This window comes from Pseudomonas sp. NPDC098740 (assembly GCF_044760065.1).
GTDB classification, from domain to species: Bacteria; Pseudomonadota; Gammaproteobacteria; order Pseudomonadales; family Pseudomonadaceae; genus Aquipseudomonas; species Aquipseudomonas rossensis.
Genome location: NZ_JBIWAM010000014.1, coordinates 1 through 25,790, shown reverse-complemented (window position 1 = coordinate 25,790; position 25,790 = coordinate 1). Strand labels below are relative to the sequence as shown.

27 protein-coding genes are annotated in these 25,790 nt (G+C 59.8%); 11 read left to right on the top strand and 16 right to left on the bottom strand.

The window, feature by feature from the left end:
* Positions 1 to 180 precede the first annotated feature (180 nt).
* Positions 181 to 372, top strand: a complete 192-nt coding sequence (locus tag ACIQU2_RS18140) for a hypothetical protein (RefSeq protein WP_348132285.1) — start codon at positions 181 to 183, stop codon at positions 370 to 372.
* 185 nt (positions 373 to 557) lie between these two features.
* Positions 558 to 1,187, top strand: a complete 630-nt coding sequence (locus ACIQU2_RS18135; protein ID WP_403143051.1) for a flavin reductase family protein — start codon at positions 558 to 560, stop codon at positions 1,185 to 1,187.
* On the opposite strand, the gene ACIQU2_RS18130 is transcribed toward ACIQU2_RS18135, so the two are convergent.
* Together ACIQU2_RS18130 and ACIQU2_RS18125 are read right to left on the bottom strand one after the other, a co-directional pair.
* Complete coding sequence (locus ACIQU2_RS18130) at positions 1,188 to 1,418, bottom strand: hypothetical protein (RefSeq protein WP_008156042.1); 231 nt, start codon at positions 1,416 to 1,418, stop codon at positions 1,188 to 1,190. It abuts the gene before it with no gap.
* A 41-nt stretch (positions 1,419 to 1,459) separates the two neighbouring features.
* Positions 1,460 to 1,813, bottom strand: coding sequence for an antibiotic biosynthesis monooxygenase family protein (locus ACIQU2_RS18125; RefSeq protein ID WP_403143048.1), 354 nt, complete (start codon positions 1,811 to 1,813; stop codon positions 1,460 to 1,462).
* A 335-nt stretch (positions 1,814 to 2,148) separates the two neighbouring features.
* Here ACIQU2_RS18125 and ACIQU2_RS18120 point away from each other — a divergent pair, with 335 nt between their 5' ends.
* Entirely contained in the window at positions 2,149 to 3,078 is a 930-nt protein-coding gene (locus tag ACIQU2_RS18120; RefSeq protein ID WP_403143046.1) for an AraC family transcriptional regulator N-terminal domain-containing protein, read from the top strand.
* 151 nt (positions 3,079 to 3,229) lie between these two features.
* On the opposite strand, the gene ACIQU2_RS18115 is transcribed toward ACIQU2_RS18120, so the two are convergent.
* The 6 genes from ACIQU2_RS18115 to ACIQU2_RS18090 all read right to left on the bottom strand — a co-directional run bounded on the left by ACIQU2_RS18115 (position 3,230) and on the right by ACIQU2_RS18090 (position 10,664).
* On the bottom strand, positions 3,230 to 4,285 hold the full coding sequence (locus tag ACIQU2_RS18115; RefSeq protein WP_403143043.1) for an ABC transporter ATP-binding protein: 1,056 nt from the start codon (positions 4,283 to 4,285) through the stop codon (positions 3,230 to 3,232).
* A gap of 15 nt (positions 4,286 to 4,300) precedes the next feature.
* Positions 4,301 to 5,149, bottom strand: a complete 849-nt coding sequence (locus ACIQU2_RS18110) for an ABC transporter permease (protein WP_403143040.1) — start codon at positions 5,147 to 5,149, stop codon at positions 4,301 to 4,303.
* The gene (locus tag ACIQU2_RS18105; protein WP_403143038.1) at positions 5,146 to 6,054 is read right to left on the bottom strand and encodes an ABC transporter permease; all 909 of its coding nucleotides are present in this window, start codon (positions 6,052 to 6,054) and stop codon (positions 5,146 to 5,148) included. Before ACIQU2_RS18105 ends, ACIQU2_RS18110 begins: the two co-directional genes overlap by 4 nt.
* 193 nt (positions 6,055 to 6,247) lie before the next feature.
* Complete coding sequence (locus ACIQU2_RS18100) at positions 6,248 to 7,351, bottom strand: ABC transporter substrate-binding protein (protein WP_347806223.1); 1,104 nt, start codon at positions 7,349 to 7,351, stop codon at positions 6,248 to 6,250.
* Positions 7,352 to 7,569: 218 nt separating this feature from the next.
* On the bottom strand, positions 7,570 to 9,018 hold the full coding sequence (locus tag ACIQU2_RS18095) for an aldehyde dehydrogenase family protein (RefSeq protein ID WP_347806225.1): 1,449 nt from the start codon (positions 9,016 to 9,018) through the stop codon (positions 7,570 to 7,572).
* Positions 9,019 to 9,026: 8 nt separating this feature from the next.
* Positions 9,027 to 10,664: a 5-guanidino-2-oxopentanoate decarboxylase gene (locus ACIQU2_RS18090; RefSeq protein ID WP_403143034.1), complete on the bottom strand. Its 1,638-nt coding sequence runs from the start codon at positions 10,662 to 10,664 to the stop codon at positions 9,027 to 9,029.
* Between the two features lie 159 nt (positions 10,665 to 10,823).
* On the opposite strand from ACIQU2_RS18090, the gene ACIQU2_RS18085 reads away from it, so the two are divergent.
* Positions 10,824 to 11,705 carry a LysR substrate-binding domain-containing protein gene (locus ACIQU2_RS18085; protein ID WP_403143032.1) on the top strand — a complete coding sequence of 294 codons (882 nt, stop codon included), beginning with the start codon at positions 10,824 to 10,826 and terminating at the stop codon, positions 11,703 to 11,705.
* Between the two features lie 163 nt (positions 11,706 to 11,868).
* Here the strand turns inward: ACIQU2_RS18085 and ACIQU2_RS18080 are convergent, their stop codons facing one another.
* Positions 11,869 to 12,483, bottom strand: a complete 615-nt coding sequence (locus tag ACIQU2_RS18080) for an NAD(P)-dependent oxidoreductase (protein WP_403143031.1) — start codon at positions 12,481 to 12,483, stop codon at positions 11,869 to 11,871.
* Positions 12,484 to 12,524: 41 nt separating this feature from the next.
* The gene (locus tag ACIQU2_RS18075; protein WP_403143028.1) at positions 12,525 to 13,406 is read right to left on the bottom strand and encodes an MBL fold metallo-hydrolase; all 882 of its coding nucleotides are present in this window, start codon (positions 13,404 to 13,406) and stop codon (positions 12,525 to 12,527) included.
* Between the two features lie 113 nt (positions 13,407 to 13,519).
* On the opposite strand from ACIQU2_RS18075, the gene ACIQU2_RS18070 reads away from it, so the two are divergent.
* Both ACIQU2_RS18070 and ACIQU2_RS18065 read left to right on the top strand, forming a co-directional pair.
* Entirely contained in the window at positions 13,520 to 14,425 is a 906-nt protein-coding gene (locus ACIQU2_RS18070; RefSeq protein ID WP_347804432.1) for a LysR family transcriptional regulator, read from the top strand.
* Positions 14,426 to 14,647: 222 nt separating this feature from the next.
* Positions 14,648 to 14,824 (top strand): hypothetical protein, encoded by a 177-nt coding sequence (locus ACIQU2_RS18065; protein WP_283189005.1) that lies wholly within the window; start codon positions 14,648 to 14,650, stop codon positions 14,822 to 14,824.
* Positions 14,825 to 14,833: 9 nt separating this feature from the next.
* On the opposite strand, the gene ACIQU2_RS18060 is transcribed toward ACIQU2_RS18065, so the two are convergent.
* Positions 14,834 to 15,730 carry a helix-turn-helix domain-containing protein gene (locus tag ACIQU2_RS18060; RefSeq protein WP_403143025.1) on the bottom strand — a complete coding sequence of 299 codons (897 nt, stop codon included), beginning with the start codon at positions 15,728 to 15,730 and terminating at the stop codon, positions 14,834 to 14,836.
* A gap of 188 nt (positions 15,731 to 15,918) precedes the next feature.
* Here ACIQU2_RS18060 and pobA point away from each other — a divergent pair, with 188 nt between their 5' ends.
* Both pobA and ACIQU2_RS18050 read left to right on the top strand, forming a co-directional pair.
* On the top strand, positions 15,919 to 17,103 hold the full coding sequence (gene pobA / locus ACIQU2_RS18055; protein WP_403143223.1) for a 4-hydroxybenzoate 3-monooxygenase: 1,185 nt from the start codon (positions 15,919 to 15,921) through the stop codon (positions 17,101 to 17,103).
* Between the two features lie 80 nt (positions 17,104 to 17,183).
* Positions 17,184 to 18,701: an MDR family MFS transporter gene (locus ACIQU2_RS18050; RefSeq protein ID WP_403143022.1), complete on the top strand. Its 1,518-nt coding sequence runs from the start codon at positions 17,184 to 17,186 to the stop codon at positions 18,699 to 18,701.
* 87 nt (positions 18,702 to 18,788) lie between these two features.
* On the opposite strand, the gene ACIQU2_RS18045 is transcribed toward ACIQU2_RS18050, so the two are convergent.
* From ACIQU2_RS18045 to ACIQU2_RS18030, 4 genes are all read right to left on the bottom strand, one after another.
* Complete coding sequence (locus ACIQU2_RS18045; protein ID WP_347804435.1) at positions 18,789 to 19,637, bottom strand: cache domain-containing protein; 849 nt, start codon at positions 19,635 to 19,637, stop codon at positions 18,789 to 18,791.
* Positions 19,638 to 19,924: 287 nt separating this feature from the next.
* A complete protein-coding gene (locus ACIQU2_RS18040) occupies positions 19,925 to 20,800 on the bottom strand; it encodes an ATPase (RefSeq protein WP_403143021.1) in 876 nt (291 codons plus the stop codon).
* Between the two features lie 118 nt (positions 20,801 to 20,918).
* Positions 20,919 to 21,911, bottom strand: coding sequence for an NAD-dependent epimerase/dehydratase family protein (locus tag ACIQU2_RS18035; RefSeq protein ID WP_403143019.1), 993 nt, complete (start codon positions 21,909 to 21,911; stop codon positions 20,919 to 20,921).
* 68 nt (positions 21,912 to 21,979) lie between these two features.
* Entirely contained in the window at positions 21,980 to 22,873 is an 894-nt protein-coding gene (locus tag ACIQU2_RS18030) for a LysR family transcriptional regulator ArgP (protein ID WP_056741339.1), read from the bottom strand.
* Positions 22,874 to 22,969: 96 nt separating this feature from the next.
* Between ACIQU2_RS18030 and ACIQU2_RS18025 the strand changes: the two genes are divergently transcribed.
* The 3 genes from ACIQU2_RS18025 to ACIQU2_RS18015 all read left to right on the top strand — a co-directional run bounded on the left by ACIQU2_RS18025 (position 22,970) and on the right by ACIQU2_RS18015 (position 24,755).
* Positions 22,970 to 23,371, top strand: coding sequence for an ACT domain-containing protein (locus ACIQU2_RS18025; RefSeq protein ID WP_033057513.1), 402 nt, complete (start codon positions 22,970 to 22,972; stop codon positions 23,369 to 23,371).
* 7 nt (positions 23,372 to 23,378) lie between these two features.
* Positions 23,379 to 23,981, top strand: a complete 603-nt coding sequence (locus ACIQU2_RS18020; RefSeq protein ID WP_347804438.1) for a LysE/ArgO family amino acid transporter — start codon at positions 23,379 to 23,381, stop codon at positions 23,979 to 23,981.
* Positions 23,982 to 24,158: 177 nt separating this feature from the next.
* Complete coding sequence (locus ACIQU2_RS18015; protein WP_074874062.1) at positions 24,159 to 24,755, top strand: superoxide dismutase; 597 nt, start codon at positions 24,159 to 24,161, stop codon at positions 24,753 to 24,755.
* A gap of 173 nt (positions 24,756 to 24,928) precedes the next feature.
* Here the strand turns inward: ACIQU2_RS18015 and ACIQU2_RS18010 are convergent, their stop codons facing one another.
* Entirely contained in the window at positions 24,929 to 25,195 is a 267-nt protein-coding gene (locus ACIQU2_RS18010; protein ID WP_403143015.1) for a DUF6124 family protein, read from the bottom strand.
* Positions 25,196 to 25,790 lie beyond the last annotated feature (595 nt).

Below are 25,790 nucleotides of genomic sequence, written 5' to 3'. Positions count from 1 at the left end.
GTGGCTGTCATGGCCCCTTCGGTTTCAAGTCGCCCCCCTCCAGCAGATAACGATCGGTTAATGCTCCCGCAGCATTCTGCAGCAGACCGCATCCACATCAACGTGACGCACGTATATCAGTTGCAGGCCCTGAATCAGCGCCTGAACGTATTCACTGCGAACGAACCTGGAGTACCTGTCATGAAAATCCAATTGATCCTCGCCCTGACCCTTTCCGTATTGGCTGCCAACACCTTTGCCGCTGATGGTTATGACAAAACCGGCTCGGCCTCTTTCTCCTCCGAAGCCAGCGCCTCCGTCGAACGTGCTCATTCAGACACCTATGCCGCCGATGGTTTTGACAAAACCGGAACTGCAGAAGCTATTGGCTGATAACCGGAGGAATGTTCACAGCCCGGCTTCGGCCGGGCTTACTCGTTTCTGGAAGAACACAAATGCCGGGATCGACACAGAACCTGTGGGACCAAGCTCGCTCCCACATTTGGATCTCATCGCTGGAAATTATCCGTTCGTCCTTGCACCATGACCGCCTCCCGAGCCCCCCAGGAATTTACGCCATGGCTGACGACATCCATTTCTACGAACCCGCCAACGGCCACGGCCTGCCGCATGACCCGTTCAATGCCATCGTCGGCCCGCGTCCCATTGGCTGGATTTCCTCTCAGGATGCCGATGGCCGCCTGAACCTGGCGCCTTACAGTTTCTTCAACGCGTTCAACTACATTCCGCCGATCATTGGTTTTTCCAGTGTCGGGCGCAAAGACAGCCTGAATAACATCGAGCGAACCGGCGAGTTCGCCTGGAACCTGGCGACCCGTCCTCTGGCCGAGCAGATGAACCAGTGCTCTGCCATGGTCGGACCTGAGGTCAACGAGTTCGAGCTGTCCGGGCTAACCCCGGCAGCGTCGAAAATCATTCAGGTGCCTCGCGTCGCCGAAAGCCCGGTGTCCTTCGAGTGCAAGGTCACGCAGATCATTCAGTTGCAGCGGGCCGACGGGAACGTGGTGCCGAGCTGGCTGATTCTCGGCGAAGTGGTCGCCGTGCATATCGCCAAGTGGCTGTTGAAGGATGGGGTGTACGACACCGCCGCGGCAGAACCGATCCTGCGCGGCGGCGGGCCAGCGGATTATTTCCAGCTGGGGCCTGAGGCGTTGTTCAAGATGTATCGCCCGGGGGCGGTCAAGTAATTACCAGATCAGGTCGCCGTCTTCGCTGACGTCCCTGAGACGGGTCAGTTCTTTGGCTGCGGCCTCATCGGCCTCATGGGCAGTTTTGAAGGTCTGTTCTTCGAGCAGCTTGTGAAAGCGCGGTGCACCCGAACCACCGATGGCTTTGGTGGCGATTGCGGCGTGATAGCCGCCTTCACGGGGTACTACGGCAGATACGGCTTCGAAGGTTTCAAAGGCTTTGCGTGCCATGTCGCGGATCCTGGCTGATTGAGAGTTGAGCCATTAAACCCTCAACCCGCCATTTTGTGTACCCACGACTGGGACTGCCCCAGCGCCTGGGCGGCCGACACGTCCTTGAAGGTATGAAAATCCAGGCTGTTGACCACCAGGTCTTGCACCAACCCGGCAAAAATCTGCATGGCCGGGGTGCTGAAGTAAGCGGTCATGGCCTGCTGGTTCATCCAGAAACCGGACACCAGCCACAACTCCGGATCGCACTGCGAATGTTGCAGGGCAAAATTCAGGCAACCCGGTGCGCTGCGGGACGGCTCGATCAAGGCGCTCAGGCGCACGCCGAGTTCCGCTGAACGCCCGACGCGGGCGCGGACAAAAGCCATATGACTGACGGGGATCTGCGTAGACATGTTCAACCCTCCCAGGTACTCGAGTGGCAGCCGTGGGACGGGCTGCGACAGGATCAAAGGTTAAGCGCGCAAGTAGAAGCGCGGTTAGTCGATTCCTGCCGGCTTGTTGCACAATCCTGCGCGGCGTCTCGAGAAACCTGTAACAACCTGTAAACGCTTTCGTGCCAATGAAACAGGGCTTTCAAGCAAGTTTTCCTTGGGTTGCCCTGTCATAGAGGTGCCGTTAATTCACTCCGTGCAGAATCAGGCAAGGTTGAGGCAGGATGTGTCTACCGCTTCGTCTTGCACAAACTTAAGCTCGCCTCATTACTGAAGCCCCACCGAGGATGCCTTGCATGTCGTCGCTCGATCACTTTGAAGCCCCGCTGGACGCCGACATGGAGAAACAGCGCGCGGAACTGGCCGCTATCATTCGCCATAACACGGCGGAGGATGGCACTTATGCGACTGCCGTCGGCTCGTTGTTCATGTCGCGCCATAGCAAGTCCCATGAGTTTGCCCCGGTACTGGCGCAACCGGCGCTGTGCATCATGGCGCAGGGCCGTAAAGAGGTCAGGCTGGCCGATGAATACTTCAATTACGATCCGCTGAATTACCTGGTGGTGTCGGTTTCGATGCCACTGAGCGGGCGCGTGGTGAATGTCACGTCTGAAGAACCGATCCTCGCGGTGCGGCTGGATATCGACCCGGCGGAAATCTCCGCGCTGATTGCCGACGCCGGCCCTCTCGGTGTGCCCACCCGGCCAACGGGAAGAGGCTTGTATGTCGAACGGATCGACACCGCGATGCTCGACGCCGTGCTGCGTCTGGCACGTTTGCTGGATGCGCCGAAAGACATCGCCATGCTCGCACCGCTGATTCGCCGGGAAATCCTGTATCGACTATTGCGCAGCCAGCAGGGTCATCGGCTGTACGAAATCGCTATCGCCAACAGCCAGAGCCATCGCATCAGCCAGGCGATCAAATGGCTCAACGGCAACTATGAACAGCCGCTACGCATCGATGATCTGGCGAAGGAAGTGAACCTGAGTGTGTCGACGTTGCATCACCGGTTCAAGGCGATGACGGCGATGAGTCCGTTGCAGTATCAGAAGCAACTGCGCCTGCAAGAAGCGCGACGGTTGATGCTGGCGGAAGGCTTGGAGGCTTCGGCGGCGGGGTATCGGGTCGGGTATGAAAGCCCTTCGCAATTCAGCCGGGAGTACAGCCGGTTGTTCGGGGCCCCGCCGTTAAGGGATCTGGCGCGGTTGCGGTTGACGGTTTGATCTGATTTTTGCGCTGGTGTGGCCGGCCTCATCGCGAGCAAGCCCGCTCCCACAGGGATTATTGGTGGTCACAAATTGTGTGAACACCGACGAACCCTGTGGGAGCGGGCTTGCCCGCGATGAGGCCAGTGAATCCAGCCAATTCCTGATGTCAGGCGCTTAGTACTCGGCACGCCTCAGCCGGCAACGTCACCGACACCGGATTGCCAATGCTCAACCCAAACCCCTGACACGGCGTACTCAACGCCGTAAACGACACCCCGGAACACTCCACTGTCGTTTCGATGGTCGCGCCAATATCACGCACGAACGTCACCTTACCGAGCAACCGATTCCCCGCCGTCGCCTGTGGATGCGACAGTTGCAGGTCCTCAGGGCGAATCAGCATCTTCACTTTCTCACCCACCACAATGCTGCTGCAGATCGGCACTTCCAGCGCATCGCCACCCGGCAGCCCAATCTTCCCATTGCCCAGTGCCGTGGCAGGGAAAATATTGCCCGAGCCGATAAAGTCCGCGACAAATTCATTGGCCGGGTGACGATAGATTTCAATCGGCGTGCCCACTTGCTGGACCCGATGCTCACCCAATACCACGACGATATCCGCCATGGTCATGGCTTCACGCTGGTCGTGGGTCACCATGATGGTGGTGATGTTCAAGCGTTGTTGCAGCTGACGGATTTCCACCTGCATCGACTCACGCAGCTTGGCGTCCAGCGCCGACAGCGGTTCGTCGAGCAGGAGGATTTTCGGGTGATTGGCAATCGCCCGGGCAATCGCCACGCGCTGACGTTGACCGCCAGAGAGTTTCGACACCGGACGGTCGATCATTTCCTGCAACTGAATCAGTTGCAGCAACTCCACCACCCGCGCCTGCTGAGCAGCCTTGCTGACGCCACGCAGTTTCAGCGGATAGGCGATGTTCTCCCCCACCGTCATGTGCGGGAACAGCGCCAGCGATTGAAACACCATGCCGAAGTTACGTTGATGCGCAGGCGTGTGGCCGATGTCTTCACCGTCCAGGCGAATCTCGCCGCCGCTCAAGGTTTCAAGCCCTGCAATCATGCGCAGCAACGTGGTTTTGCCGCAGCCCGAAGGGCCGAGAAAACACACCAGTTTGCCCTCAGGCAAATGCAGGTTTACATCCTTTACCGCGCAGGCCGAGCCGTAATGTTTCTCGACGTTTTCCAGAATCAGACCAGTCATGTTGCACCTCAAGAATCAGAACGAAACGCCACCTTCACCGACCAGCTTCTCCAACGCCCAGATCAGGACGAAGTCGATCAGCACGATCAGCACGGCAAACGAGAAAACGGTAGGGTCGAGCGAAGACACGGTGCGGCTGTACATCCAGATCGGCACGGTCATGACGTCGATGGTGTAGAGGAAGTAGGTCACGGTGAATTCGTTGAACGAGACGATGAACGCCAGCAGCATCCCCGCCAGAATCCCCGACTTCATCAACGGCACCACCACATCGATAATCGCCCGGGTCGGTGAAGCGCCAAGCATCTGCGCGGCTTCTTCGACTTCGCTGCCGATGGAGAGCATCGCGGCGGTGCAGTTTTTCACCACGAACGGCAGCGCCAGGATCACGTGGGCAATCACCAGCCGCGACGTAGTGATTTGAAATGGCAGGCTGTCAAACACCAGCAATAACGCCAGCCCCAACACCACCATCGGGAACACCAATGGCAGCGACATCAGTTGCAGCGCCACGGCTTTGCCGCGGAACTCACAACGGGTCAGGGCATAGGCGGCCGGCACCGCGACAATCGTCGCAAACACCATGGTCAGGCACGCGACCATCAGGCTGGTGGTCATGGCCTTGCCGAGGCTCAGCACATCGCTGGAATCCGGCGACACGAAGGTGTTCCAGGCAGCCTTGTACCATTGCAGGCTGTAGCTGTTCGGCGGGAAGTCGAGGTTCGACGCACCACTGAACGACATCACAATCATGGTCAGGATCGGCAACACCGCCAGCAGCAGGATGAAGCCCGACAGGATGCCGGCAAACTTTCCGGTCTCGCCGGGCAGCAGCCCGTAACGTTTCTTGATCAGGGTGCTCATTGGGAAGCCTCCAGCATGCGCCGACGACGGCCGGTTATGTATTCGGACAAGGTCATGATTGCGAGCGTGGTGACAATCAGCACCACACCGGCAGCGGAGGCGGCGGGCCAGTTCATCAGTGGGGCGATCTGGTCGTGCACCATCACGGCCAGCATCGGCACGCGTCGGCCACCGAGCAGCAATGGCACCACGAAGCTGCTGGCGTTGTAGGCGAATACCAACGTCGCGCCGGTAATGATCCCCGGCATGCTCATCGGCAACACCACTTGGCGGAACACCTGAAAACGGCTGGCGCCCAGGGTTGCAGCGGCTTCTTCATAAGTACGGGCGACGCCGCGCATGGCGCTGGCAATCGGCAGCACGGCCAACGGGAACGCGGTTTGCACCAGGCCCATCAGTACGCCGTTCTGGTTGTAGAGCAGCATGATCGGGCGCTTTATCAGGCCCAGGCCCATCAGCGCCTGATTGAGCATCCCGCCAGGTCCCAGAATCACCAGCCAGCCGTAGCTTTGCAGCAGCAGGTTAACCAGCAATGGCAGCAGCACCGCGGCGAGGAAGATCCGTCGCACAAACGGTGAGGTCAGCCGCGACATGGTGTAGGCCACCGGGATCGCCAACACGACCGCAATCACCGCGCTGATCAGCGCCAGACGCAGGGTCAGCAGCAAGGATTTGAGGTAATACGGTTCCAGCAGTTGGGCGTAACTGGCCAGGCTGAACCCGGTCCATTCCGCGCCTTTGGTGCCCACACTCATGCGCAGTACCAGGAGGCTGGCGGCGATCAATACGCCCAGAAACAGCATCGACGGCGAGAGGAAAAACCAGGCACGCGTCGTCGGCGAAACACCCCGATTGGCGCGCACAGGAGCGGCGGCGACCGGATGAGTCAGAGGTTGGTGTTCCATAGCAAGGGTCTCGTCAATGGAAAGCAGATGACGAACACAAGACTCGAAATCACTTCGGCCCCTGTGGGAGCGAGCTTGCTCGCGATAGCGGTGTATCAGTCGACATCAATGTTGAATGACAGTCAGCAATCGCGAGCAAGCTCGCTCCCACAGGGGATCTTCAGTGGTTGAAGATCCTGTGTTCGTCACTCGATCAGGAAGAAAAGATTTCCGTGTAACGACGAATCCATTGGTCATGCACGGAGGCCAGGAAGGCGTTGTCGTGCATGATCGCCTTCTCGGCAATCTGCTCCGGCGTGAGGATGTACGGGCTCTTGCGTGCTTCGGCGGAGATGATCGCCTTGGCGTTGACCGGACCGTTGTAGATGTCCTCAGCCATCTTGCCCTGCACCAGTGGGTCCAGAGAGTGGTTGATGAAGGCGTAAGCCAGGTCGATATCGCCCGGACGATTCTTCGGCATCACCGAGAGCATCAGGTCGGTGTAGAAACCTTCCTTCATCCCGAAGGTGGCGCCCAGGCCGTAAGCCGGGTCGCGGATCTGTTTCGGGAAGAATGCCGGTGCGTACAAGCCGCCCATGTCCAGGGAACCGGTACGGAACAGTTCGGCGATCTGGTTCGGGTTTTCACCCAGGGTCACCACACGATCTTTCAGCTCGGCGAGTTTCTTGAAGCCAGGCTCGATGTTGTGCTCGTCACCACCGGCCAGTTTGGCGGCGATGATGATCAGGTCCATCGCTTCGGTCCAGTTCGGCGGCGGCAGGAAAATGTTCGGCGCCAACTCGGGATCCCACAGCGAGGCGTAGCTGTTCGGTGCCTCTTTGATGGTGCGGGTGCTGTAGACCAGGCTGTTGCACCAGAGCAGGTAACCGATGCCGTGACCGTTGGCGCCGGTGCGGTATTTCTCCGGTACGTCGACCAGGTTGGGAATGCGGTTGAGGTCGGGTTTTTCCAGCAGGTTGGCCGCGGCCAGACCTTCGGCACCGACGCCTGCCAGGGTGATGATGTCGTACTGCGGACGATCACCGGCGGCCTTGAGTTTGGCGACCATTTCCGAGGTGCTGCCGGTGCGGTCAGCGATGACCTTGCAACCGTATTTGTCTTCGAAGGTTGCCGCGATGTTGCGCAGTGCGGCCAGGCCCGTGTCATCGGACCAGGTCAGCAGGCGCAGGGTTTTGCCCTGGAAGCGTGTGTCACTGGCATTGGCCTTGACGAAGGGCAAACTCATGGCCGCCGCGGCTACGGACGCCACGCCCACGGTTTTAATGAATTGACGTCTGTTTAAATCATGCTCGCCCATGAAGGACTCCCTTTGTTTTTGTAAGTATGAGGTGGGTCGCAACCGTTGCATCCGCGCGCCCAGATCAGCACCAAACCCCCGGTTTCAAAGGGTTTGAGTTGAGCCGACCGCTTCATCCTGAGGTCGTGCAAAACACCTGACTATCGATAAAAACTCATTGAAGCCATGACGCCAGCGCATGCCTCATCACGAGGCATGCGCTCACCTTTTTCGTGCCTTCAGACGGCACGAATCACGTGTTTGATTTCCTGAAACGCCTGCAAGCCCCACGGACCTAATTCGCGGCCGATGCTGCTCTGTTTGTAGCCACCCCAGGCGGTCTGCGGGAAGATCACTTGCGGCGCGTTGATCCACACAAGCCCCGCCTGCAAAGCGTTGGCGACCCGATCTGCCGCTTCGGCGTCGCGGGTGACCACGCTGGCCACCAGACCGAACTGGCTGTCATTGGCCAGGGCAATCGCCTCGGCTTCGGTGGCAAAACTGCGCACGCAGATCACCGGACCGAAAATCTCTTCACACCACAGCGCACTGTCGAGGGGCACGTCGATGAAGATGGTCGGCTGCAAAAAATAGCCGCGCGACAGGTCTGCCGGACGATTGCCGCCGCACATCAGTTTGGCGCCCGCACTCAAACCACGATCGATGTGGCCGAGTACGCGCTGGTATTGCGCCTGATTGACCAGTGCGCCCATTTCCACGTTCGGGTCGAACGGGTCAGCCACGCGAATGGCTTCGGCGCGGGCCTTCAAACGGATGAGGAATTCGTCCGCCAGTTCATCGGCGATCAGCACGCGGCTGGTGGCCGAGCACATCTGCCCAGCGTTGAAGAACCCTCCGCCACAGGCCACTTCCACGGCCAGTTCGATGTCTGCGTCTTTGAGCACCAGCAGCGAGGATTTACCGCCCAGTTCCAGGCTCACGCCCTTCACGGTTTCTGCGGCACGTTGCATGACTTGAACACCGACCGCGTTGCTGCCGGTGAAGGAGATTTTGGCGATGCGCGGATCAGCGGACAACGGCGCGCCGACCGCCAGACCAGTGCCGCACACCAGGTTGAACACGCCTTTGGGCAGACCGGCCTCGGCGATGATCGCCGCCAGTTCCAGCTCCGGCAGCGGCGTGACTTCGGACGGCTTGAGCACCACGCAGCAACCGGCGGCCAGGGCTGGGGCGAGTTTCCAGGCGGTGGTGACCATAGGGAAATTCCACGGCACGATCAGGCCGACTACACCGCACGGCTCGCGGCGCACGCGAGCGCTGAAGTCGTCGGTTGGCAGCTCCACATTGCTGTCTTGCCTGGCATCGAGCCCTTCGGCCAGACCTGCGTAGTACTCGAAGGTGGCGATCACGTCGTCGACGTCGATGGCCGCTTCGAACAGTGGTTTGCCGTTGTTGCTCGACTGCAAATGCATCAACTGTTCGCGACCGGCCTGCACGCCCGCAGCGATTCTGCGCAAGATTGCACCGCGCTCGGCGCCGGTGGTTTTCGACCACTCCTTGAAGGCGTTGGTCGCGGCAGTGACGGCTTGATCGACAGCACGTTCATCGCCGCCGTTCACGGTGGTCAACAAGGCTTCGGTCGCCGGGTTGATCACGCGCAGGTGTTCGCTGCCAGCGGACCATTGGCCATCGATGAACAGACCGTCGAGTGCCGTTGGGAAAATCATGCGGAAACTCATTTCGACACCGCCTTCATCCACTGGGTCTGATCGATTTCAATCAGGGTCGGACCCTGGCGATCGGCAGCGGCGCGCAGTGCGCTGCGCAGTTGCTCGACACCGTCGACGGCTTCGGCTGCACAGCCCAGCGCCTTGGCCACGCCGATGAAGTCGGGGGTGTAGATGTCTACGCCCACTGGCTCGATAGCGCGGTTGACCATGTATTTTTTGATCTCTTCGTAGCCCTGGTTATTCCACAGCAGGACGATCACCGGGGTGCGCGCTTCAACGGCGCTGGCCAGTTCCGGCAGGGTAAATTGCAGGCCGCCGTCGCCGATCAGGCACACCACTGGCGGCCGGACACCGCCTTCGACGCTACCGCCGAGCCAGGCGCCGATGGCTGCCGGCAAGGCGTAACCGAGGGTGCCGTAACCGGTGGACGAGTTGAACCAGCGACGCGGGCGCTCCGGGTTGAACGTCAGGTTGCCGGTGTACACCGGTTGGGTCGAATCGCCAACGAAAACGGCCTCTGGCAATTCGTGCAGAACCGTTTCCAGGAAACGGGTCTGGGCCAGGGTCGGCGCGTCCCAGGTGGCGGCCAGTTCGTCGCGCAAGCGTGCGGCACGGACCTGGCCCCAATCGTTGCGGCTCTCGGCCAGCGAGTGGTGGGACAGTTCGCTCAGCAAGGCTTGAGCCGCGTTGCGCGAGTCGGCTACCAATGCGACTTTCGGCGGGTAGTTGCGCACGGTCTGGTCGGGGTCGATGTCCACACGCAGCAGCACGCCGGGAATCTCGAAACCGCCGGCGAAGGTGATGTCGTAATCGGTCTCGGCCAGTTCGGTACCGATCGCCAACACCACGTCAGCCTCGGCCACCAGGGCGCGAGTGGCGACCAGGCTCTGGGTCGAGCCGATCAGCAACGGATGGTTGGATTCGAGCATGCCTTTGGCATTGATGGTCAGGGCTACCGGGGCGTCCAGCAGTTCGGCCAGTTCAGTCAACTCGGCCGCGGCATCGATGGCGCCGCCACCGGCGAGAATCAGTGGGCGCTTTGCACCGGCCAGCAGCGCGGTCATGCGGCTGATCGCGCTCGGCGAGGCACCGGCGCGGTCGATGTTCACCGGTACGCTGGCGAGCAGGTCATCGGCCTCTTCTACCAGCACGTCCAACGGAATTTCGATATGCACAGGGCGCGGACGGCCGGCCTGGAACAGTGCAAAGGCACGCGCCAGGACGCCCGGCAATTCAGCCGCCGACATCAAGGTGTGGGAGAACGCCGCCACGCCACCGACCAATGCGCTCTGGTTTGGCAGCTCGTGCAGCTTGCCGCGACCGCCGCCCAACTGGCTGCGCGATTGCACGCTGGAGATCACCAGCATCGGGATCGAGTCGGCGTAGGCCTGGCCCATGGCGGTGGTGATATTGGTCATGCCAGGGCCGGTGATGATGAAGCACACACCCGGTTTGCCGCTGGTGCGAGCGTAACCGTCAGCCATGAAACCGGCGCCCTGTTCGTGACGCGGAGTGACGTGGTTGATGCTCGAACGGGCCAGCCCGCGATACAGCTCCACGGTGTGAACCCCGGGAATGCCGAACACCTGCTCAACCCCGTAATCTTCGAGTAACTTGACCAATACTTCGCCGCACGTCGCCATGTCTTTGCCCTTTTTGTTCGTTTGAGACGCCGGACCTGCGCAGTGTTTATGATGAGTGGGCAGGTCCAGGGATGGCCTCATTGGAACGGGCGACACGTAGCCGCAACAATGGATAAAAAGTCATACTAGCCATGTCCTCACGTCATACCTTGGATCCCAATGAAACGATTGCCTCCCCTGCCGGCGCTGCACACTTTTATGATTACCGCGCAGTGCTGCAACTTCACCCGCGCTGCTGAACAGCTGTACATCACCCAAGGTGCGGTGAGTCGGCAGATCGCCGGACTGGAAGAACATCTGGGTTATGAACTGTTCATACGCCAGGCCCGGGGCCTTGACCTGACGGCCGAAGGACGGGAATGGCTGCCACGGGTCCAGCAGATTTTCGGCTTGATCGACGAGGCCGTGGAGCAGATCGGCGAGAAGCGCGAAACCCTGCAACTCAAGGCCCCGACGTGTGTCATGCGCTGGCTGTTGCCGCGGCTGTTGCAGTGGCAACGGGAGCGTCCGGATGTGCCGGTGGAATTGACCACCACGGCCAAGCACGGTGTGGATTTTCATCGCGAGCAGTTCGATGCAGCGGTGATGTACGGCGCACCGCCGGACAGCTCATTGGTGTCTCAACATTTGTTCGATGAACAACTGACGCCGGTCTGTTCCAAGCCGTTGCTCGAAGGTCCGGTGCCGCTGCTGACGCCGGAGGATCTGGAGCAGCACATGCTGCTGCACCCGACTCGGGATGAACGAGACTGGAAGGCTTGGCTGGCCACCGCGGATGTTCGCTTGAGCAATGTCGGCAAGGGTCAGCATTTCGAAACGCTGGACCTGGCGATGTCGATGGCGTCCCAAGGGACAGGCGTGGCGATCGGGGATTGGTCGTTGATTGGCGATGACCTGAGTGCCGGGCGGCTGGTCATGCCGTTTGAATTGAAGGTGAAGACGGGGTTGGCGTATTACCTGGTTTTCCCGGAGAAACCCGGGCCTTCGCCGAAGTTGATGGAGTTGATGGGGTGGTTGGTGGAGCAGGCTCAGTCACGGTAAACCGAAATCCTGTAGCAGCTGGCGCAGCCTGCGTTCGGCTGCGAAGCAGTCGTGAAACCATCCACCGCGGTGTGTCAGAAAAACTGTGGATACCGGGTTTACGACTGCTTCGCAGCCGAACGCAGGCTGCGCCAGCTGCTACAGGTTTGTGGTGTTACGAGGATCAGTAGCCGACTGCAAACCGCTGCCGAGAATGCTTCGGCGCTTCCACTTCATCGATCATCGCAATCGCATAATCGGCAAAAGTGATCCAGCTCCGCCCTTCGCTACTCACCAGCAAATCATCCTTGCCGATCCGAAACGTACCGGTGCGCTCACCTTCGACAAACTCTGCCGACGGCGACACAAAGGTCCAGTCCAGCTCTTTTTCCTGCCGCAGGTTTTCCAGAAACAGCGCACCTGCACTGGCCTCAGCCTTGTACGCCTGCGGAAAACCCTCGCTATCGATGACGCGGGTTCCGTCCGGCAGCAACAGCGAACCGGCACCGCCCACCACCAGCAGACGATTCACGCCGGCCTTCTGCACCGGACCGATCACAGCCCTGGCAGGAAGCGTCGCGAAGTGCGCAGCGCTGATCACCACGTCATGGCCCGCAACTGCCGCTTGCAACGCTTCGGCATCGAGGGCATCGACATTCTTGGCGACCACACCGGCACGCTGACCGATCTTCGAGGTGTCTCGGGCGATGGCGGTAACGCTGTGACCACGACGCAGGGCTTCTTCCAGCAGTTGGCTGCCGGCACGACCGGTGGCACCAATGATTGCGATCTTGCTCATGATGTTCTCCAGCGTGGATCAGTGTGAGTGGGTTAATCGGGTTACCACTTCATCTCGCCCTTGGCGACTTTGGCGCTCAGTTGAAGCGAGCTTTCTTCACCCAGCTTCGGGTAGCGTTTTTTCATCGCGGCGATCAGCGCGGCAGCGTCCTTTGCCTTGGCGGTTTCTTCGTCGAACGCCTTGATGTAATCGGCGGTGAACTGCACGGCGGCGAGCGAACGGGCGCTCTCACCGAGGTAATGACCCGGCACGATGGTTTTCGGTTTCAGGGTTTCGATGGCGTGCAGCGTGGTCAGCCAATCGGCGTGGGACTGCGGCGTCTGGGTGTCGGCCATCCACACGTGGATGTTTTCCGCGACGACGACGCCACCGACCACGGCCTTGATCGACGGAATCCAGACGAAGCTGCGATCCGGCTGCTTGCCGTCCAGCCCCACCACCTGCAACTTCTGTCCTTCGAGCATCAGGCTGTCGCCCTTGAGTACATCCGGCACGATGGTTTTGGCCGGTACGTCGGCGCCCATTTTCGGCCCCCAGTACGCCAGTTTGCCGTCGACGGTTTTCTGGATGTGGTCCACGGTCGGCTGCGAGGCGAGCACTTTGGCGTTGGGGAATGCGGCAGTCAGGGTGTCGAGGCCGAAGTAGTAATCCGGGTCACCGTGGCTGATGTAAATGGTGGTCAGTTGCTTGCCGCTGGCGCGGATCTTCTCGACCACTTGCTCGGCCTGGGATTTGCCAAATTGTGCATCCACCAAAATCGCGTCTTTCTCACCGCTGACCAACACCGAGGTCACCGGGAAAATCGCCTTGTCGCCCGGGTTGTAGACGTCCAGGGTCAGGGTCGAGGCAGCCGCTGCGTGGGCGGCGAAACCGAGGGTGGCGGTGGCCAGCAAAATACGTTTAAGCGAGGGGAAGCCGATCATCTGTTGCTCCGTTGTCCGAATGCCGTGCTGGCGATGGGACAGAGCTTAGTTGCATGACTCAGTACAAAAAATGCGATGCTGGGACATAGTTTGTTTCTGAAAGCGGGCAAATGATGGATCGTCTACAAGCAATGCGGGTGTTCGTCACAGTGGTTGACCTCGGCAGCCAGTCGGCCGCCGCCGATCACTTGGACCTGTCACGGCCAGTGGTTTCGCGCTATCTGGCGGAGCTGGAGGACTGGGTCGGCGCACGCCTGATGCACCGCACCACGCGCAAGCTGAGCCTGACCGCCGCCGGCAGTGAAATCCTGCCCCGTTGTCGGCAAATGCTCGACCTGTCCACGGACATGCAAGCCGCCGTCAGCGAACCGGACGAGGCACCGCGCGGCGTGTTGCGCATCAGCGTCAGCACTTCGTTCGGTCAGGCACAACTGGCGGATGCCATGGCCGCTTACGTCAAACGTTATCCCGGCGTCAGCATCGACATGCAGATGCTCGACCGCACGGTGAACCTGGTGGATGAGCGCATCGATCTGGCGATCCGCACCAGCAACGACCTGGACCCGAACCTGATCGCGCGGCGGCTGACGGTCTGCCGTTCGGTGATCTGCGCCTCCCCCGCTTATCTGCTCGAACACCCGACGCCGCTGCGGGTCGAGGATCTGAGCCAGCACAATTGCCTGACCCACTCCTACTTCGGCAAAAGCCTCTGGCATTTCGAGGAGGACGGTGAGCAGGTGTCAGTGCCGGTGCAGGGCAACATCAGCGCCAACGAAGCCAGCACGTTGTTGCGCGCGGCGATGGCCGGTGCCGGGCTGGCGATGCTCCCCAGTTATCAGGCTGGCGTGCATATCCACAGCGGCGAACTGATCCGCCTGCTGCCCCATGCCGAACCCCGACAGATGAACGTTTACGCGGTGTATGCCTCACGCAAACACATGCCGGCGGCGTTGCGCAGCATGCTGGATTTTCTGGTGCTGAGATTTCCGGAAGAGCCGGAGTGGGATATCGGCCTGTAACCGGATCAAAAAATGTGGGAGCGAGCTTGCTCGCGATAGCGTTGGGTCAGTCGACACCCTTGTTGAATGATCAACCGCTATCGCGAGCAAGCTCGCTCCCCCGAGGGGGGCATCAGTGTTCTGAATATCGGGTTACATACAAAACACGGCTTGCTGGCAACACACTGGCGCTGACCTATGCTGAAAGGAGTACCGAAGGGTATTCGTTCAGAGGTCAACGCCATGAACATCAAAACAAGAAGATACCTCGCGATTTTCATCACCTGCGCGGCCACGCTCGCGCTGTATGGCACCGCAGCCTGGCGCGTCGAGCAGTTGCGACAAATGCCCCGTGAATACGCGAGCTGCAACTTCGAACGCTGCATTCCCCACAACGCGACCCTCAACGCCCTCAAGTAACGAAGGGGATCAGGCCTCGTTGTCCTGATCGGCCTTCAAGCGGTCGCGAAATGCCTTGGGCGAGATCCCCACTCGACGCCGGAACAGGCGCGTGAAGTTGGTCGGATCAGAGAACCCCAACACGTCGGACATCTCATAAATGGTCATGCTGGTGTAGGTCAGCAAGCGCTTGGCTTCCAGTAACTGACGCTCGTGCATGATCTGCAACGCCGGTTGTCCCGCCAGCTCACGGCAGGTGCCGTTGAGGTGGGACACGGAAATCCCCAGCCGATGGGCCAGGTCCTCGACTTTGACGTGCTGGCGATAGGTCTCTTCCACCAGTTGGATAAAACCGTTGAGGTATTCCCGGGCACGCTGCGGACGCTGGCTGGCGTTGCGGCGGGAAATCACTTGGCGGCTGACCCACACCATGATCACGCTGACCAGCGAATGCATGAGCATTTCGCGAGCCGGCTGGTGGCCGGTGTATTCGTCTTGCAGCGCTGAAAACAGGCTGTTGAGGTATTCACCGTCCTTGCCTGCCGGATAACTTTCAGCCTGTGCCAAAGCGCTCACCGAGTTGCCCAGTTGCGCCTGAAGATGGGCGACCAGCGGCGCGGCAAGGGTCACGACAAACCCTTCGACGTCCTCGGAAAATCGATAGCCATGCACCGATAACGGCGGCAAAACCAGGATCGCCGGCTCGGCCAGTTGCGTACGTTTGCCTTCGATTTCAAGCTCTGCCTGACCTTTGAATACGAAGAGCAACTGGCACAAATCGGCGTGGCGGTGGGGTTTGATTTCCCATTGATGTTCGCGGCTGCGTTTGGAAATGGTTTCACAGTGCAGCAAGTCCGGGGTCGGCCAATCCAGGCTTTCACCGTAGAGCTTGAACACTGGAATCGAAGGTAGGTCAGGCTTGTTCATCACTTCAATCCAGGCCTCGGGGGTAGGCGGGCGATAATCGCACCGATTGGCAGAATGTACAGGTATCGGCTCAGTTTTCCCCTTCAATTGACAGACTCGCGAGAGAAAAATGCAAGCACTCGATCCATAAAAATTATTCACCGGCCTTGGTCGCGTGAAGCTTGCGAGCCATAAAAACAATGAAAACGCTGAAAACCCAAATCGCCATCATCGGCGCCGGGCCGTCCGGTTTATTGCTCGGCCAATTGCTGCACAACGCCGGCATCGACACCCTCATTCTCGAACGCCAGACCCCGGACTATGTGCTCGGACGAATCCGTGCCGGCGTCCTCGAACAAGGCATGGTAGAGCTGTTGCGCCAGGCCGGGGTGGGTCAGCGCATGGACGCCGAAGGGCTGGTCCATGGAGGCTTCGAACTGGCCCTCGACGCACGCCGCGTACACATCGATCTGCAAGCCCTGACCGGTGGCAAAACGGTGATGATCTACGGTCAGACCGAGGTCACCCGCGACCTGATGGCCGCTCGTCGGGAGGCCGGTGCGCAGACGATTTACGAGGCAAGCAACGTCGTTCCTCACGGGATGAAAACCGAAGAGACGTTCGTGACTTTTGAGAAGGACGGCGAGCTGTATCGACTCGATTGCGACTACATCGCCGGGTGCGACGGCTTCCATGGCGTGGCCCGGCAGTCGATTCCTGCCGAGTGCCTGAAAGTGTTCGAGCGGGTCTATCCGTTTGGCTGGCTGGGGATTCTTGCCGATACCCCGCCAGTGCACGAAGAGCTGGTTTACGCCCGGCATGAGCGCGGTTTTGCCCTGTGCAGCATGCGTTCGGCCACCCGCACTCGCTATTACCTCCAGGTGCCGGCCGACGAGCACGTCGAGAACTGGTCTGATCAGCGCTTCTGGGATGAACTCAAATCCCGTCTGCCTTGCGAGTTGGCAGCATCGTTGGTCACTGGGCCTTCCATCGAAAAAAGCATCGCGCCGTTACGCAGTTTTGTCGTCGAACCGATGCAGTATGGACGGATGTTTTTGGTCGGCGACGCCGCGCACATCGTCCCGCCCACCGGCGCCAAGGGCCTGAACCTGGCGGCCAGCGACGTCAGTACGCTGTTCACTATTCTGTTGAAGGTTTACCGAGAAGGCCGTGTGGATTTGCTGGAGAAATACTCCGAGGTCTGTTTGCGCCGGGTGTGGAAAGCCGAACGGTTTTCCTGGTGGATGACCTCGATGCTGCACCGCTTTGACGATAACGACGCCTTCAGCCAGCGGATTGCCGAGTCGGAACTGGGGTACTTCGTCGACTCCGAGGCCGGTCGAAAAACCATTGCAGAAAATTACGTCGGCCTTCCATACGAGGCTATCGAATAGCCTGCTATCGACTTACACTGGCGAGCATCCCCGCTCGCCTTGCTCCTTGCGGGTCAATCACTGTCCGCAGGTTCTAACCCGTGACCAATCTCAACCAGCCTGAAACGCCAAAACCGGCCATTCGCAGCGTGTTGATCGCCCTGATGCTGGCGATTTTTCTTGGCGCGCTGGACCAGACCATCGTCGCCGTGTCGATGCCGGCTATTTCCGCACAATTCAAGGACGTCAGCCTGCTGGCCTGGGTGATTTCCGGCTACATGGTGGCGATGACGGTGGCTGTGCCGATCTACGGCAAGCTGGGCGATCTCTACGGTCGCCGCAAGTTAATGCTGTTTGGCATGGGGTTGTTCACGGTCGCTTCGTTTTTCTGCGGCATGGCCCAGAGCATGGAGCAGCTGGTGCTGGCGCGGATTCTTCAAGGCATCGGCGCCGGCGGGATGATTTCGGTCAGCCAGGCGATCATCGGCGATATCGTGCCGCCCCGGGAACGTGGCCGCTATCAAGGCTACTTCAGCAGCATGTATGCCGTGGCCAGCGTGGCCGGCCCGGTACTCGGCGGTTACATGACCGAGTACCTGTCGTGGCGTTGGGTGTTCTTGATCAATCTTCCGTTGGGCCTCGGTGCCTGGCTGGTGGCCAATCGAACGTTGGTGGGTTTGCCAGTGCCACAACGCAAACCCATCATCGATTACCTCGGCACGTTGCTGATGATCATCGGTTTGACCGCCTTGTTGCTGGGCATCACCCAAGTCGGCCAGGGCCATTCGTGGCGCAGCGCCGAAGTGCTGGGCCTGCTCGGCTGTGCGGTGTTGGTACTGGCGCTGTTCGTCTGGCATGAACGCCGGGCGCGGGAGCCGCTGCTACCCATGCATTTGTTCGCCAATCGCAATGCGATCCTGTGCTGGTGCACGATCTTCTTCACCAGTTTCCAGGCGATCTCGCTGATTGTGTTGATGCCGCTGCGCTTCCAGAGCGTTACCGGCGCCGGGGCCGACAGCGCCGCGTTGCACCTGTTGCCGCTGGCGATAGGTTTGCCGATCGGGGCGTATTTCGCCGGCCGCAGAACCTCGGTGACCGGGCGCTACAAACCCATGATTCTGACGGGCGCCGTGCTCATGCCGATCTCGATTCTCGGTATGGCGTTCAGTCCTCCCCAGGCATTTGTGCTAAGTAGTCTGTTCATGTTGCTCAGCGGGATCGCTAGCGGCATGCAGTTCCCGACGTCCTTGGTCGGGACGCAGAACTCGGTGGCACAACGGGACATCGGTGTCGCCACCAGCACCACCAACCTGTTCCGCTCACTGGGCGGCGCGGTGGGTGTGGCCTTGATGTCAGCCCTGCTGCTGGCGTTGTTACAGGACTCAAGTTTTGCCCACCTGGCCGGCTCTTCGATGATTGCCGAGGGCAGTTCGGGGAACGTCTTGCTCGATGGTTTGAACGCCACGCCGGGGGATGCGCAGAACGCCTTGCGCGCCGAACTGTTGCTGACCTTTCAACATTTGCTGATGGTCAGCGCGGCGGTGTCGCTGCTGGGGCTGGCGGCGGCGGTTGTGATGCCGAACATGGTGTTGCGGGGGCGTGAGGACAAGGTCCGCTAAAAGCAAAAGATCGCAGCCTGCGGCAGCTCCTACAGTGGCATGCGTACACCCTTGTAGGAGCTGCCGCAGGCTGCGATCTTTTGATCTTCAAGGGCTGTAATACCCGACAGCCACCAGAAAATGCCCGACCTTTTTCAGGTAGGCATGCTTGTCCTCGACCTTGCCGGTCACCGGGTTTTTCCAACGGTATTGGTATTCGCCGTAGTCCTGCTTGGCCATCAGCGCCAGGATCGGCTCCCCAACCGGCTTGCCTTCCGGATCGTTGATCTTGCTGAAATCGGTATTGATCAACCGCAGGTTGGTGCCATGGGCGACATAACGCTGGTTGTTCAAGTCGACGACGAAGACATACAGGTCATCCTGCAAGTAACCGCCCTTGAGGGAGTTGATGGCCGTGAGCGTGCCCTTCTCGTCCTTGGCCAGATCGGCCGCTGCTTTGTTCAGCAACGCCATCGCCTGTTCCGCTGAGGCCCGTGGCAAGTAGTAACCGACCGCCAGGATCCGCTGACCGATGCGCTGGTAGAACACATGCTTGCGTTCGACCTTGCCGTCGGACCAGTTCTGCCAGCGGTATTCGGCCTGCTGAATGCCATTGCCCTCCGGCACGTTCAAGGCGTCTTTGAAGGCTTTCTGCAAATCCGGCCCAAGCACATCGGACACATCACGGCCAATCAACGCCGAAGACGGTCCGCCGCTGGCAAGCATCACGCCTTTGGTGTCGACCACGAACACGTAACGATCCTTGTCGACAAACTCCCCCTGACGGCTGAAAGCAGCGAAGGCCTTGTCGCCATTGTCGTGGTAGTACGCCAGGGCTTTTTCCAGCAAGGCTTTGGCAGCCTGGCTGTCATCCTTTTCCGTGCCGGCAGCTTGAACCTGGCCAAGACACAGCAAAAGCATCACGCCCAGCAAGGCCAACCTATGCAAAAACCCCATTACGCATCCCTCGTTCTTGTCGGTGTTTCAAGAGCGTAGACGGCTTGGGGATATGTACGAATATTCAGGAAAGCACAGAAGACGATCCTCTGTAGCAGCTGGCGAAGCCTGCGTTCGGCTCTGTAGCAGCTGTCGAGCCCCAGCGAGGCTGCGTTCGGCTGCGAAGCAGTCGTAAATCAACCAACGCGGTGCTTCAGGTAAACCGAGTTAATCGAATTGACGACTGCTGCGCAGCCGAACGCAGCCTCGCTGGAGCTCGACAGCTGCTACACAGGCCGGTTGAAGACTCACGGCTTTGCGCGCAGCTGCTGCTGCAGATTCTGGATCTGCGCCTGAAGGGTGTTGATGTTGCGGGTGACCTGGCTACGGAAGGCGTCGAATTCGGCGGTATTGGTCCCGCCTGGCGTCGCGGCCGGGCGATTGTCCTGTTGGCTTTTCAGGATGATGACTTCCTGCTCCAGACGCTCGATGGAGGCGCTCGGGTTGCCTTGTTTCTTCAGTGCAACGATGTCGGAGCCAAGGCTTTTAAGTTGCGCGTCGAATTTGTCTGTGTCCGCCGGGGTGCTTTTCAGCACGGCTACATCGCTGTTCAAGACTTTGACCTGAGCCTGCAATTGAATGGTGGCGGTCTGTTGTTCGGTGCCTTGCTCGGTCATCTGCGCCAAGCGCTTATCCAGATCAGTGGCTTGTGCGCTCATCAGTGCCAGGCGCTTGTCCAGATCGCTGGTCTGGCCGACAACGCCTTGCTGTTGTTTGCTTTGATCCTGGAGTTTGCTTTCCAGCTGTTTGATTTGCAGCTTCAAGGCTTCGCTGTCGCTGCTGACGTTGGTCTGACTGGCGACAACCTTGCCGGAAATGTCCTGCAAGCGCCCCGCCGCATCCTCACTGATACGCGCGAAACTTTCCTGGGTCGCCACCAATTGCTGTTCCATCAGCGAGAGCTGCTGGAAGCTCCACCAGGCAAGGCCTGCAAACGCAAAGAACAAGGCGCCAACCAGCGCCCACAGCGGGCCGGTGCTCGGGCTTTTGACTTTGACGACTGGCGCGGTCCGCGAATGCACGGAGTTGCGAGCCGTGGTCGGAAAAACATCGTCGTCGAGGCTGTCGGCACGCAGGCTCGGTACATCGTCGAAGTCGTCGTTGGCATCGTTACGCATGGACATTGAGTCAACCTTTGTGGAACGCGGTGATGGCTTGATGCGGCGCAGTATAACCCCCACTGCCGCATCGATTGACCCTCAACCCCGAACTCGGTTCAGTGTGGCGGCGCTAACCCGCGCGTCAGCGGATGTCCTGGGCCTTCCACCAGCCGCAGAATTCATCGAGGGCGGTCCAGAGACTGACTTTGGGATCGTAGTCCAGATAATGCCGGGCGCGGCTGATGTCCAGGGTGAAATTTTTGTTCATCACCTGCATGCCCAGGCGCGACAGGGTCGGTTCGGGACGACCCGGCCACAACGTGCACACCCCCTCGTTGAGCGCCGCCACGGTGTAGGCCAAGCCGTAGGAACGGTAGCGCGTGACCTGTGGGACATCCATCTTGCGCATCACGTAATTGACCACGTCCCACAACGGCACCGGCGTGCCGTTGCTGATGTTGTAGGCCTTGCCCAAGGCCGAACCACTGGCCAGCAAACTGCTGAGCAACGCTTCATTGAGGTTTTGCACGCTGGTGAAATCAACCTTGTTCAGGCCGTTGCCGATGATCGCGAGCCGTCCTTTGCGCTGCATTTTCAGCAACCTCGGGAAGATGCTCATGTCACCAGCCCCCGTCACGAAACGCGGGCGCAGGGCCAGGGTTTCGAGGCCGAACTCCTGAGCGCCGAAAACCTTTTGCTCGGCCAGGTATTTGGTCGCGGCGTAGGGATGTTTGAAGCGCTTGGGCACCTGTTCTTCGGTCAGCCCCAAGTGATCGCGGCCATCAAAGTAGATCGACGGCGACGACAAGTGCACCAGTCGCCGAACCCGCTGTTTCAGGCAGGCCTCGACCACGTTTTCGGTAACCTGCACGTTGCCTTGATGGAAGTCCTGATAACGCCCCCACAAACCGACCGCACCGGCGCAATGCACCACGGCTTCGACGTCTGAGCACAGATCGCGTGCCAGTTCCGGGTCGCTCAAGTCCCCCTGGATGAACTCGGCGCCACGGCGCACCAGATGCTCCACACTTTCGGCCCGGCGACCGTTGACCCGCACGTCCAGGCCCTGCTCCAGGGCAAAACGCGCAAAGCGCCCGCCAATGAAGCCGCTTGCGCCGGTAACCAGAATCTTCATGAATTACTCCGAATATTTCGTTTTGCGTTTTGCATATTGCGTAAGGCGTCAGGTCTTGACGCTGCCCGTCAGTCCAACGGCACCAGCCATTGCTTCGACGAACGCACCAACTGATCGGTGAGTAACCCCAGTAACTGACCGCCATTGCGCCAATGATGCCAGTACAGCGGCACATCGATCGGCTTATCGGGCAAAAGCTCTACCAATACACCTCGCTCCAGTTGCTCGCGCACCTGCAGTTCAGGCACCAGGCCCCAACCGAGTCCCGCTTCCGTGAGGCGGATGAAGCCTTCGGACGAGGGGCATAGATGGTGTTCGAATCCGCCATCGACGCCGAGGGACGCGAGGTAGCGATGCTGTAGGAAGTCGTCCGGGCCAAACACCAACGCGGGGGTTTTCGACAACAGATCGGCGCGCACACCTTCAGGAAAATGCCGGGCGATAAAGGCCGGGCTGGCCAACGCACGGTAGCGCATGGCCCCCAGCAAAACGCTGCGCGCGCCGGCCACCGGTCGCTCGCTGGCGCAGACGCACGCTGCGACTTCACCGGCACGCATGCGTTTGAGGCCGACGGTCTGGTCTTCGACCACCAGATCGAGCAGCAGATGCTGCTGCGCACAAAAATCCCCGACCGCCACGGCCCACCACGTGGCGAGACTGTCGGCATTCAAGGCGATGCGCAGGCGTTCCGGCAGGCCTTCTTCGTCGAGTGCCGGCACCAGAGTTTGCAAGTCCCGTTCAAGTAAACGCACCTGCTGCACATGGTTGAGCAGCCGTCGGCCAATTTCGGTCGGGGCCGGCGGTGTCACCCGCACCAGCACCGGTTGGCCGACGCGCGCCTCGAGCAATTTGATGCGCTGGGAGATCGCCGATTGCGACAAACCGAGCACCTGAGCCGCACGTTCGAACCCGGCCTGCTCGACCACCGCGGCCAAGGCAGAAAGCAATTTATAGTCGAACATCAGTTTTCCTAATGAGCGATCAGCATGATTGGTTTTTCTTATACAGGCTGACACCGGAGAATGGCCAGCAAGAACTCTTCAACAAGGATCATCGACATGGCTGGCGAAACTTCATTGGCAACCTTGCTGCGCAGCATGAGCCCGCAACTCAACGTCGGCGAATACGTGTTCTGCACCCTGCGAGACGGCAAGTTGCCGGCAGGTCTTGAAATTGTCGGCAGTTTTCGCGAGCAGGAAGGTCTGACGGTGATTCTGGAACGTTCCCACGCCGAGAAGGCCGGTTTCAGTTTCGATTACGTCGCGGCCTGGATCACCTTGAACGTGCACTCGGCCCTCGAGGCCGTCGGCCTGACCGCCGCGTTCGCCACGGCATTAGGCCAGGCGGGCATCAGCTGCAACGTGATCGCCGGCTATTACCACGACCATTTATTCGTCGGCCAGGCCGATGCCGAACGCGCCCTGCACGTGCTGCGGGATCTGGCGGCCAACGCGGAGTAAACATCTTATGTGGCAAAGCTATGTGAACGGCCTGTTGGTGGCCGCGGGGCTGATCATGGCGATCGGTACTCAAAATGCGTTTGTGTTGGCTCAGAGCCTTCGGCGTGAACATCACCTGCCCGTGGCGGCACTCTGTGTGACCTGCGATGCCTTGCTGGTGGCCGCCGGAGTATTCGGCCTGGCGACGGTGCTGGCGCAGAACCCGACGTTGCTGGCAGTCGCCCGTTGGGGTGGCGCGGCGTTTCTGATTTGGTATGGCAGCCTGGCATTGCGTCGGGCCTGCTCGAAACAGAGCCTGCAACAGGGCGAAAACCAAACGGTGCGCTCGCTGCGCGCGGTGATGCTCAGTGCTTTGGCCGTAACGCTGCTTAACCCGCACGTTTATCTGGATACCGTGTTGCTGATTGGCTCCCTCGGTGCCCAACAAACCGAGCCCGGCGCTTATGTCGTGGGCGCGGCCAGTGCGTCGTTGCTGTGGTTTTTCACCCTGGCGCTCGGCGCGGCGTGGTTGGCGCCCTGGCTGGCACGACCGAGCACCTGGAGAATTCTCGACCTGCTCGTGGCCGTGATGATGTTCACAGTGGCGGCCCAACTAATCACCAGCGCCTGATTTATTCCAAAAGGCTCTGGAACCTCTATCCCACACAGTTGTTGCGTGGTTATGCCGCACCCCCGGTGCTATGATCCGATCCGATGCGCCGCAAAGAGTACAAACTCCCCGGCGCTTGTCTGGCCGCCCGTGATCGGCCTTGCGCTCACCGCAACTGACCTGATTAGGAGAATCATCATGGCTTTCGAATTGCCGCCGCTGCCTTACGCACACGATGCCCTGCAGCCGCACATTTCCAAGGAAACTCTGGAATACCACCACGACAAGCACCACAACACCTATGTCGTGAACCTGAACAACCTGGTGCCAGGCACCGAGTTCGAAGGCAAGACTCTGGAAGAAATCGTCAAATCTTCCTCGGGCGGTATCTTCAACAACGCCGCTCAGGTCTGGAACCACACTTTCTACTGGAACTGCCTGGCGCCAAACGCCGGCGGTCAACCAACCGGCGCACTTGGCGACGCGATCAACGCAGCCTTCGGTTCGTTCGACAAGTTCAAGGAAGAATTCAGCAAGACTTCCATCGGCACCTTCGGTTCCGGTTGGGGCTGGCTGGTGAAAAAGGCTGACGGTTCCCTGGCCCTGGCCAGCACCATCGGCGCCGGCAACCCGCTGACCAACGGCGACACCCCGCTGCTGACCTGCGACGTCTGGGAACACGCTTACTACATCGACTACCGCAACCTTCGTCCAAAATACGTCGAAGCGTTCTGGAACCTGGTCAACTGGAAATTCGTGGCTGAGCAGTTCGAAGGCAAAACCTTCACCGCTTAAGATCGACACCAGTCAAAAAAACCCGGCTTAGGTCGGGTTTTTTTATGGGCGCTGGAAATGTGTTGCCTGTCAGGCCGCCTTCGCGAGCAGGCTCGCTCCCACAGGGGGAATACATTTCAAAGGTGGCGGGCTTGCTCGCGAAGAACGATGACACGGTCAACCTGACGGAATGCCTAGTCCTGTGGGTCGACGATATCCAAAGCCCTATTCACAGCAAGGTCCGCCAACATGACGATCTGCGCAATGGCCAACGCCGTACTGCGCTGGGAGCCGGTCAGGTAGGTGGCGAAATCACTGGCCAAGACGTTGGCTGAAGCCAATGACTCACAGGCGTGGGCCAGAAGGGATTCGGTATCCATGTCGGGGGCGATCATGAACATAGTGTTGGGACTGTAGGGTTTGGTGGTGTTGAAGGGGGGATCGGGGATTAACTTATCCACTTACATTTCCTTTTGAGTTTAGAGCCATCGATTCCCGATCTCACTCGAAGAAGAGGTGGCAGCTATGTGCAGGGTGAGATCACCGGCAAAAGGAACCCGGCCGGACCGAAGTCCGCCCGCACACAGCCGCCATAAAACAATTGCTGACAGCCTGGAGCTGGCGGTAATTATGGAGGGCCTAGCGCTGGTTTCCAATTGCTTAGTCGGGGATCTCACTCCCGATCGCTGATTTTCAGCGACACCCAAAAGGTTATTGAACCCGCTTCCTACGGGCAACCTGAAAACCTCGTGGGAAAGGTCTGGTTTTTTTACCGCAGTTTAAACGGACGCATCCGTTGCCTGTGCGGCCGCCATCGCGAGCAAGCTCGCTCCCACAGGGGATCGGCGTACGCCTTTCGCTCCTCACCACTCAACAGGCCGAGCGTTAGCTCGCCTGCTGCTCTTGATCTTGATCCACCCGCCCCTTCGGGAGGCTGAGTGGAGGTGTTCATCTGGGGGGTAGGCGCGCAGCGCCGTTCGACGCAGTCGAACACATCGAGAGGAGGTCGAAGCGAAGCCGACCGGAGGCGATGCCCCCAGATGAATGCCGGAACGA

Bases quoted from the DNA above. Each gene is read 5' to 3' on its own strand.
- ACIQU2_RS18035 (WP_403143019.1), bottom strand. From the start codon at position 21,911: ATGAAGATTCTGGTTACCGGCGCAAGCGGCTTCATTGGCGGGCGCTTT.
- ACIQU2_RS18105 (WP_403143038.1), bottom strand. From the start codon at position 6,054: ATGGAACACCAACCTCTGACTCATCCGGTCGCCGCCGCTCCTGTGCGC.
- ACIQU2_RS18095 (WP_347806225.1), bottom strand. From the start codon at position 9,018: ATGATTTTCCCAACGGCACTCGACGGTCTGTTCATCGATGGCCAATGG.
- ACIQU2_RS18140 (WP_348132285.1), top strand. From the start codon at position 181: ATGAAAATCCAATTGATCCTCGCCCTGACCCTTTCCGTATTGGCTGCC.
- ACIQU2_RS18020 (WP_347804438.1), top strand. From the start codon at position 23,379: ATGTGGCAAAGCTATGTGAACGGCCTGTTGGTGGCCGCGGGGCTGATC.
- ACIQU2_RS18130 (WP_008156042.1), bottom strand. From the start codon at position 1,418: ATGGCACGCAAAGCCTTTGAAACCTTCGAAGCCGTATCTGCCGTAGTA.
- ACIQU2_RS18100 (WP_347806223.1), bottom strand. From the start codon at position 7,351: ATGGGCGAGCATGATTTAAACAGACGTCAATTCATTAAAACCGTGGGC.
- ACIQU2_RS18070 (WP_347804432.1), top strand. From the start codon at position 13,520: ATGGATCGTCTACAAGCAATGCGGGTGTTCGTCACAGTGGTTGACCTC.
- ACIQU2_RS18120 (WP_403143046.1), top strand. From the start codon at position 2,149: ATGTCGTCGCTCGATCACTTTGAAGCCCCGCTGGACGCCGACATGGAG.
- ACIQU2_RS18030 (WP_056741339.1), bottom strand. From the start codon at position 22,873: ATGTTCGACTATAAATTGCTTTCTGCCTTGGCCGCGGTGGTCGAGCAG.
- ACIQU2_RS18080 (WP_403143031.1), bottom strand. From the start codon at position 12,483: ATGAGCAAGATCGCAATCATTGGTGCCACCGGTCGTGCCGGCAGCCAA.
- ACIQU2_RS18065 (WP_283189005.1), top strand. From the start codon at position 14,648: ATGAACATCAAAACAAGAAGATACCTCGCGATTTTCATCACCTGCGCG.
- ACIQU2_RS18060 (WP_403143025.1), bottom strand. From the start codon at position 15,730: ATGAACAAGCCTGACCTACCTTCGATTCCAGTGTTCAAGCTCTACGGT.
- ACIQU2_RS18075 (WP_403143028.1), bottom strand. From the start codon at position 13,406: ATGATCGGCTTCCCCTCGCTTAAACGTATTTTGCTGGCCACCGCCACC.
- ACIQU2_RS18115 (WP_403143043.1), bottom strand. From the start codon at position 4,285: ATGACTGGTCTGATTCTGGAAAACGTCGAGAAACATTACGGCTCGGCC.
- ACIQU2_RS18085 (WP_403143032.1), top strand. From the start codon at position 10,824: ATGAAACGATTGCCTCCCCTGCCGGCGCTGCACACTTTTATGATTACC.
- ACIQU2_RS18025 (WP_033057513.1), top strand. From the start codon at position 22,970: ATGGCTGGCGAAACTTCATTGGCAACCTTGCTGCGCAGCATGAGCCCG.
- ACIQU2_RS18040 (WP_403143021.1), bottom strand. From the start codon at position 20,800: ATGTCCATGCGTAACGATGCCAACGACGACTTCGACGATGTACCGAGC.
- ACIQU2_RS18045 (WP_347804435.1), bottom strand. From the start codon at position 19,637: ATGGGGTTTTTGCATAGGTTGGCCTTGCTGGGCGTGATGCTTTTGCTG.
- ACIQU2_RS18090 (WP_403143034.1), bottom strand. From the start codon at position 10,664: ATGGCGACGTGCGGCGAAGTATTGGTCAAGTTACTCGAAGATTACGGG.
- ACIQU2_RS18015 (WP_074874062.1), top strand. From the start codon at position 24,159: ATGGCTTTCGAATTGCCGCCGCTGCCTTACGCACACGATGCCCTGCAG.
- ACIQU2_RS18125 (WP_403143048.1), bottom strand. From the start codon at position 1,813: ATGTCTACGCAGATCCCCGTCAGTCATATGGCTTTTGTCCGCGCCCGC.
- ACIQU2_RS18135 (WP_403143051.1), top strand. From the start codon at position 558: ATGGCTGACGACATCCATTTCTACGAACCCGCCAACGGCCACGGCCTG.
- ACIQU2_RS18110 (WP_403143040.1), bottom strand. From the start codon at position 5,149: ATGAGCACCCTGATCAAGAAACGTTACGGGCTGCTGCCCGGCGAGACC.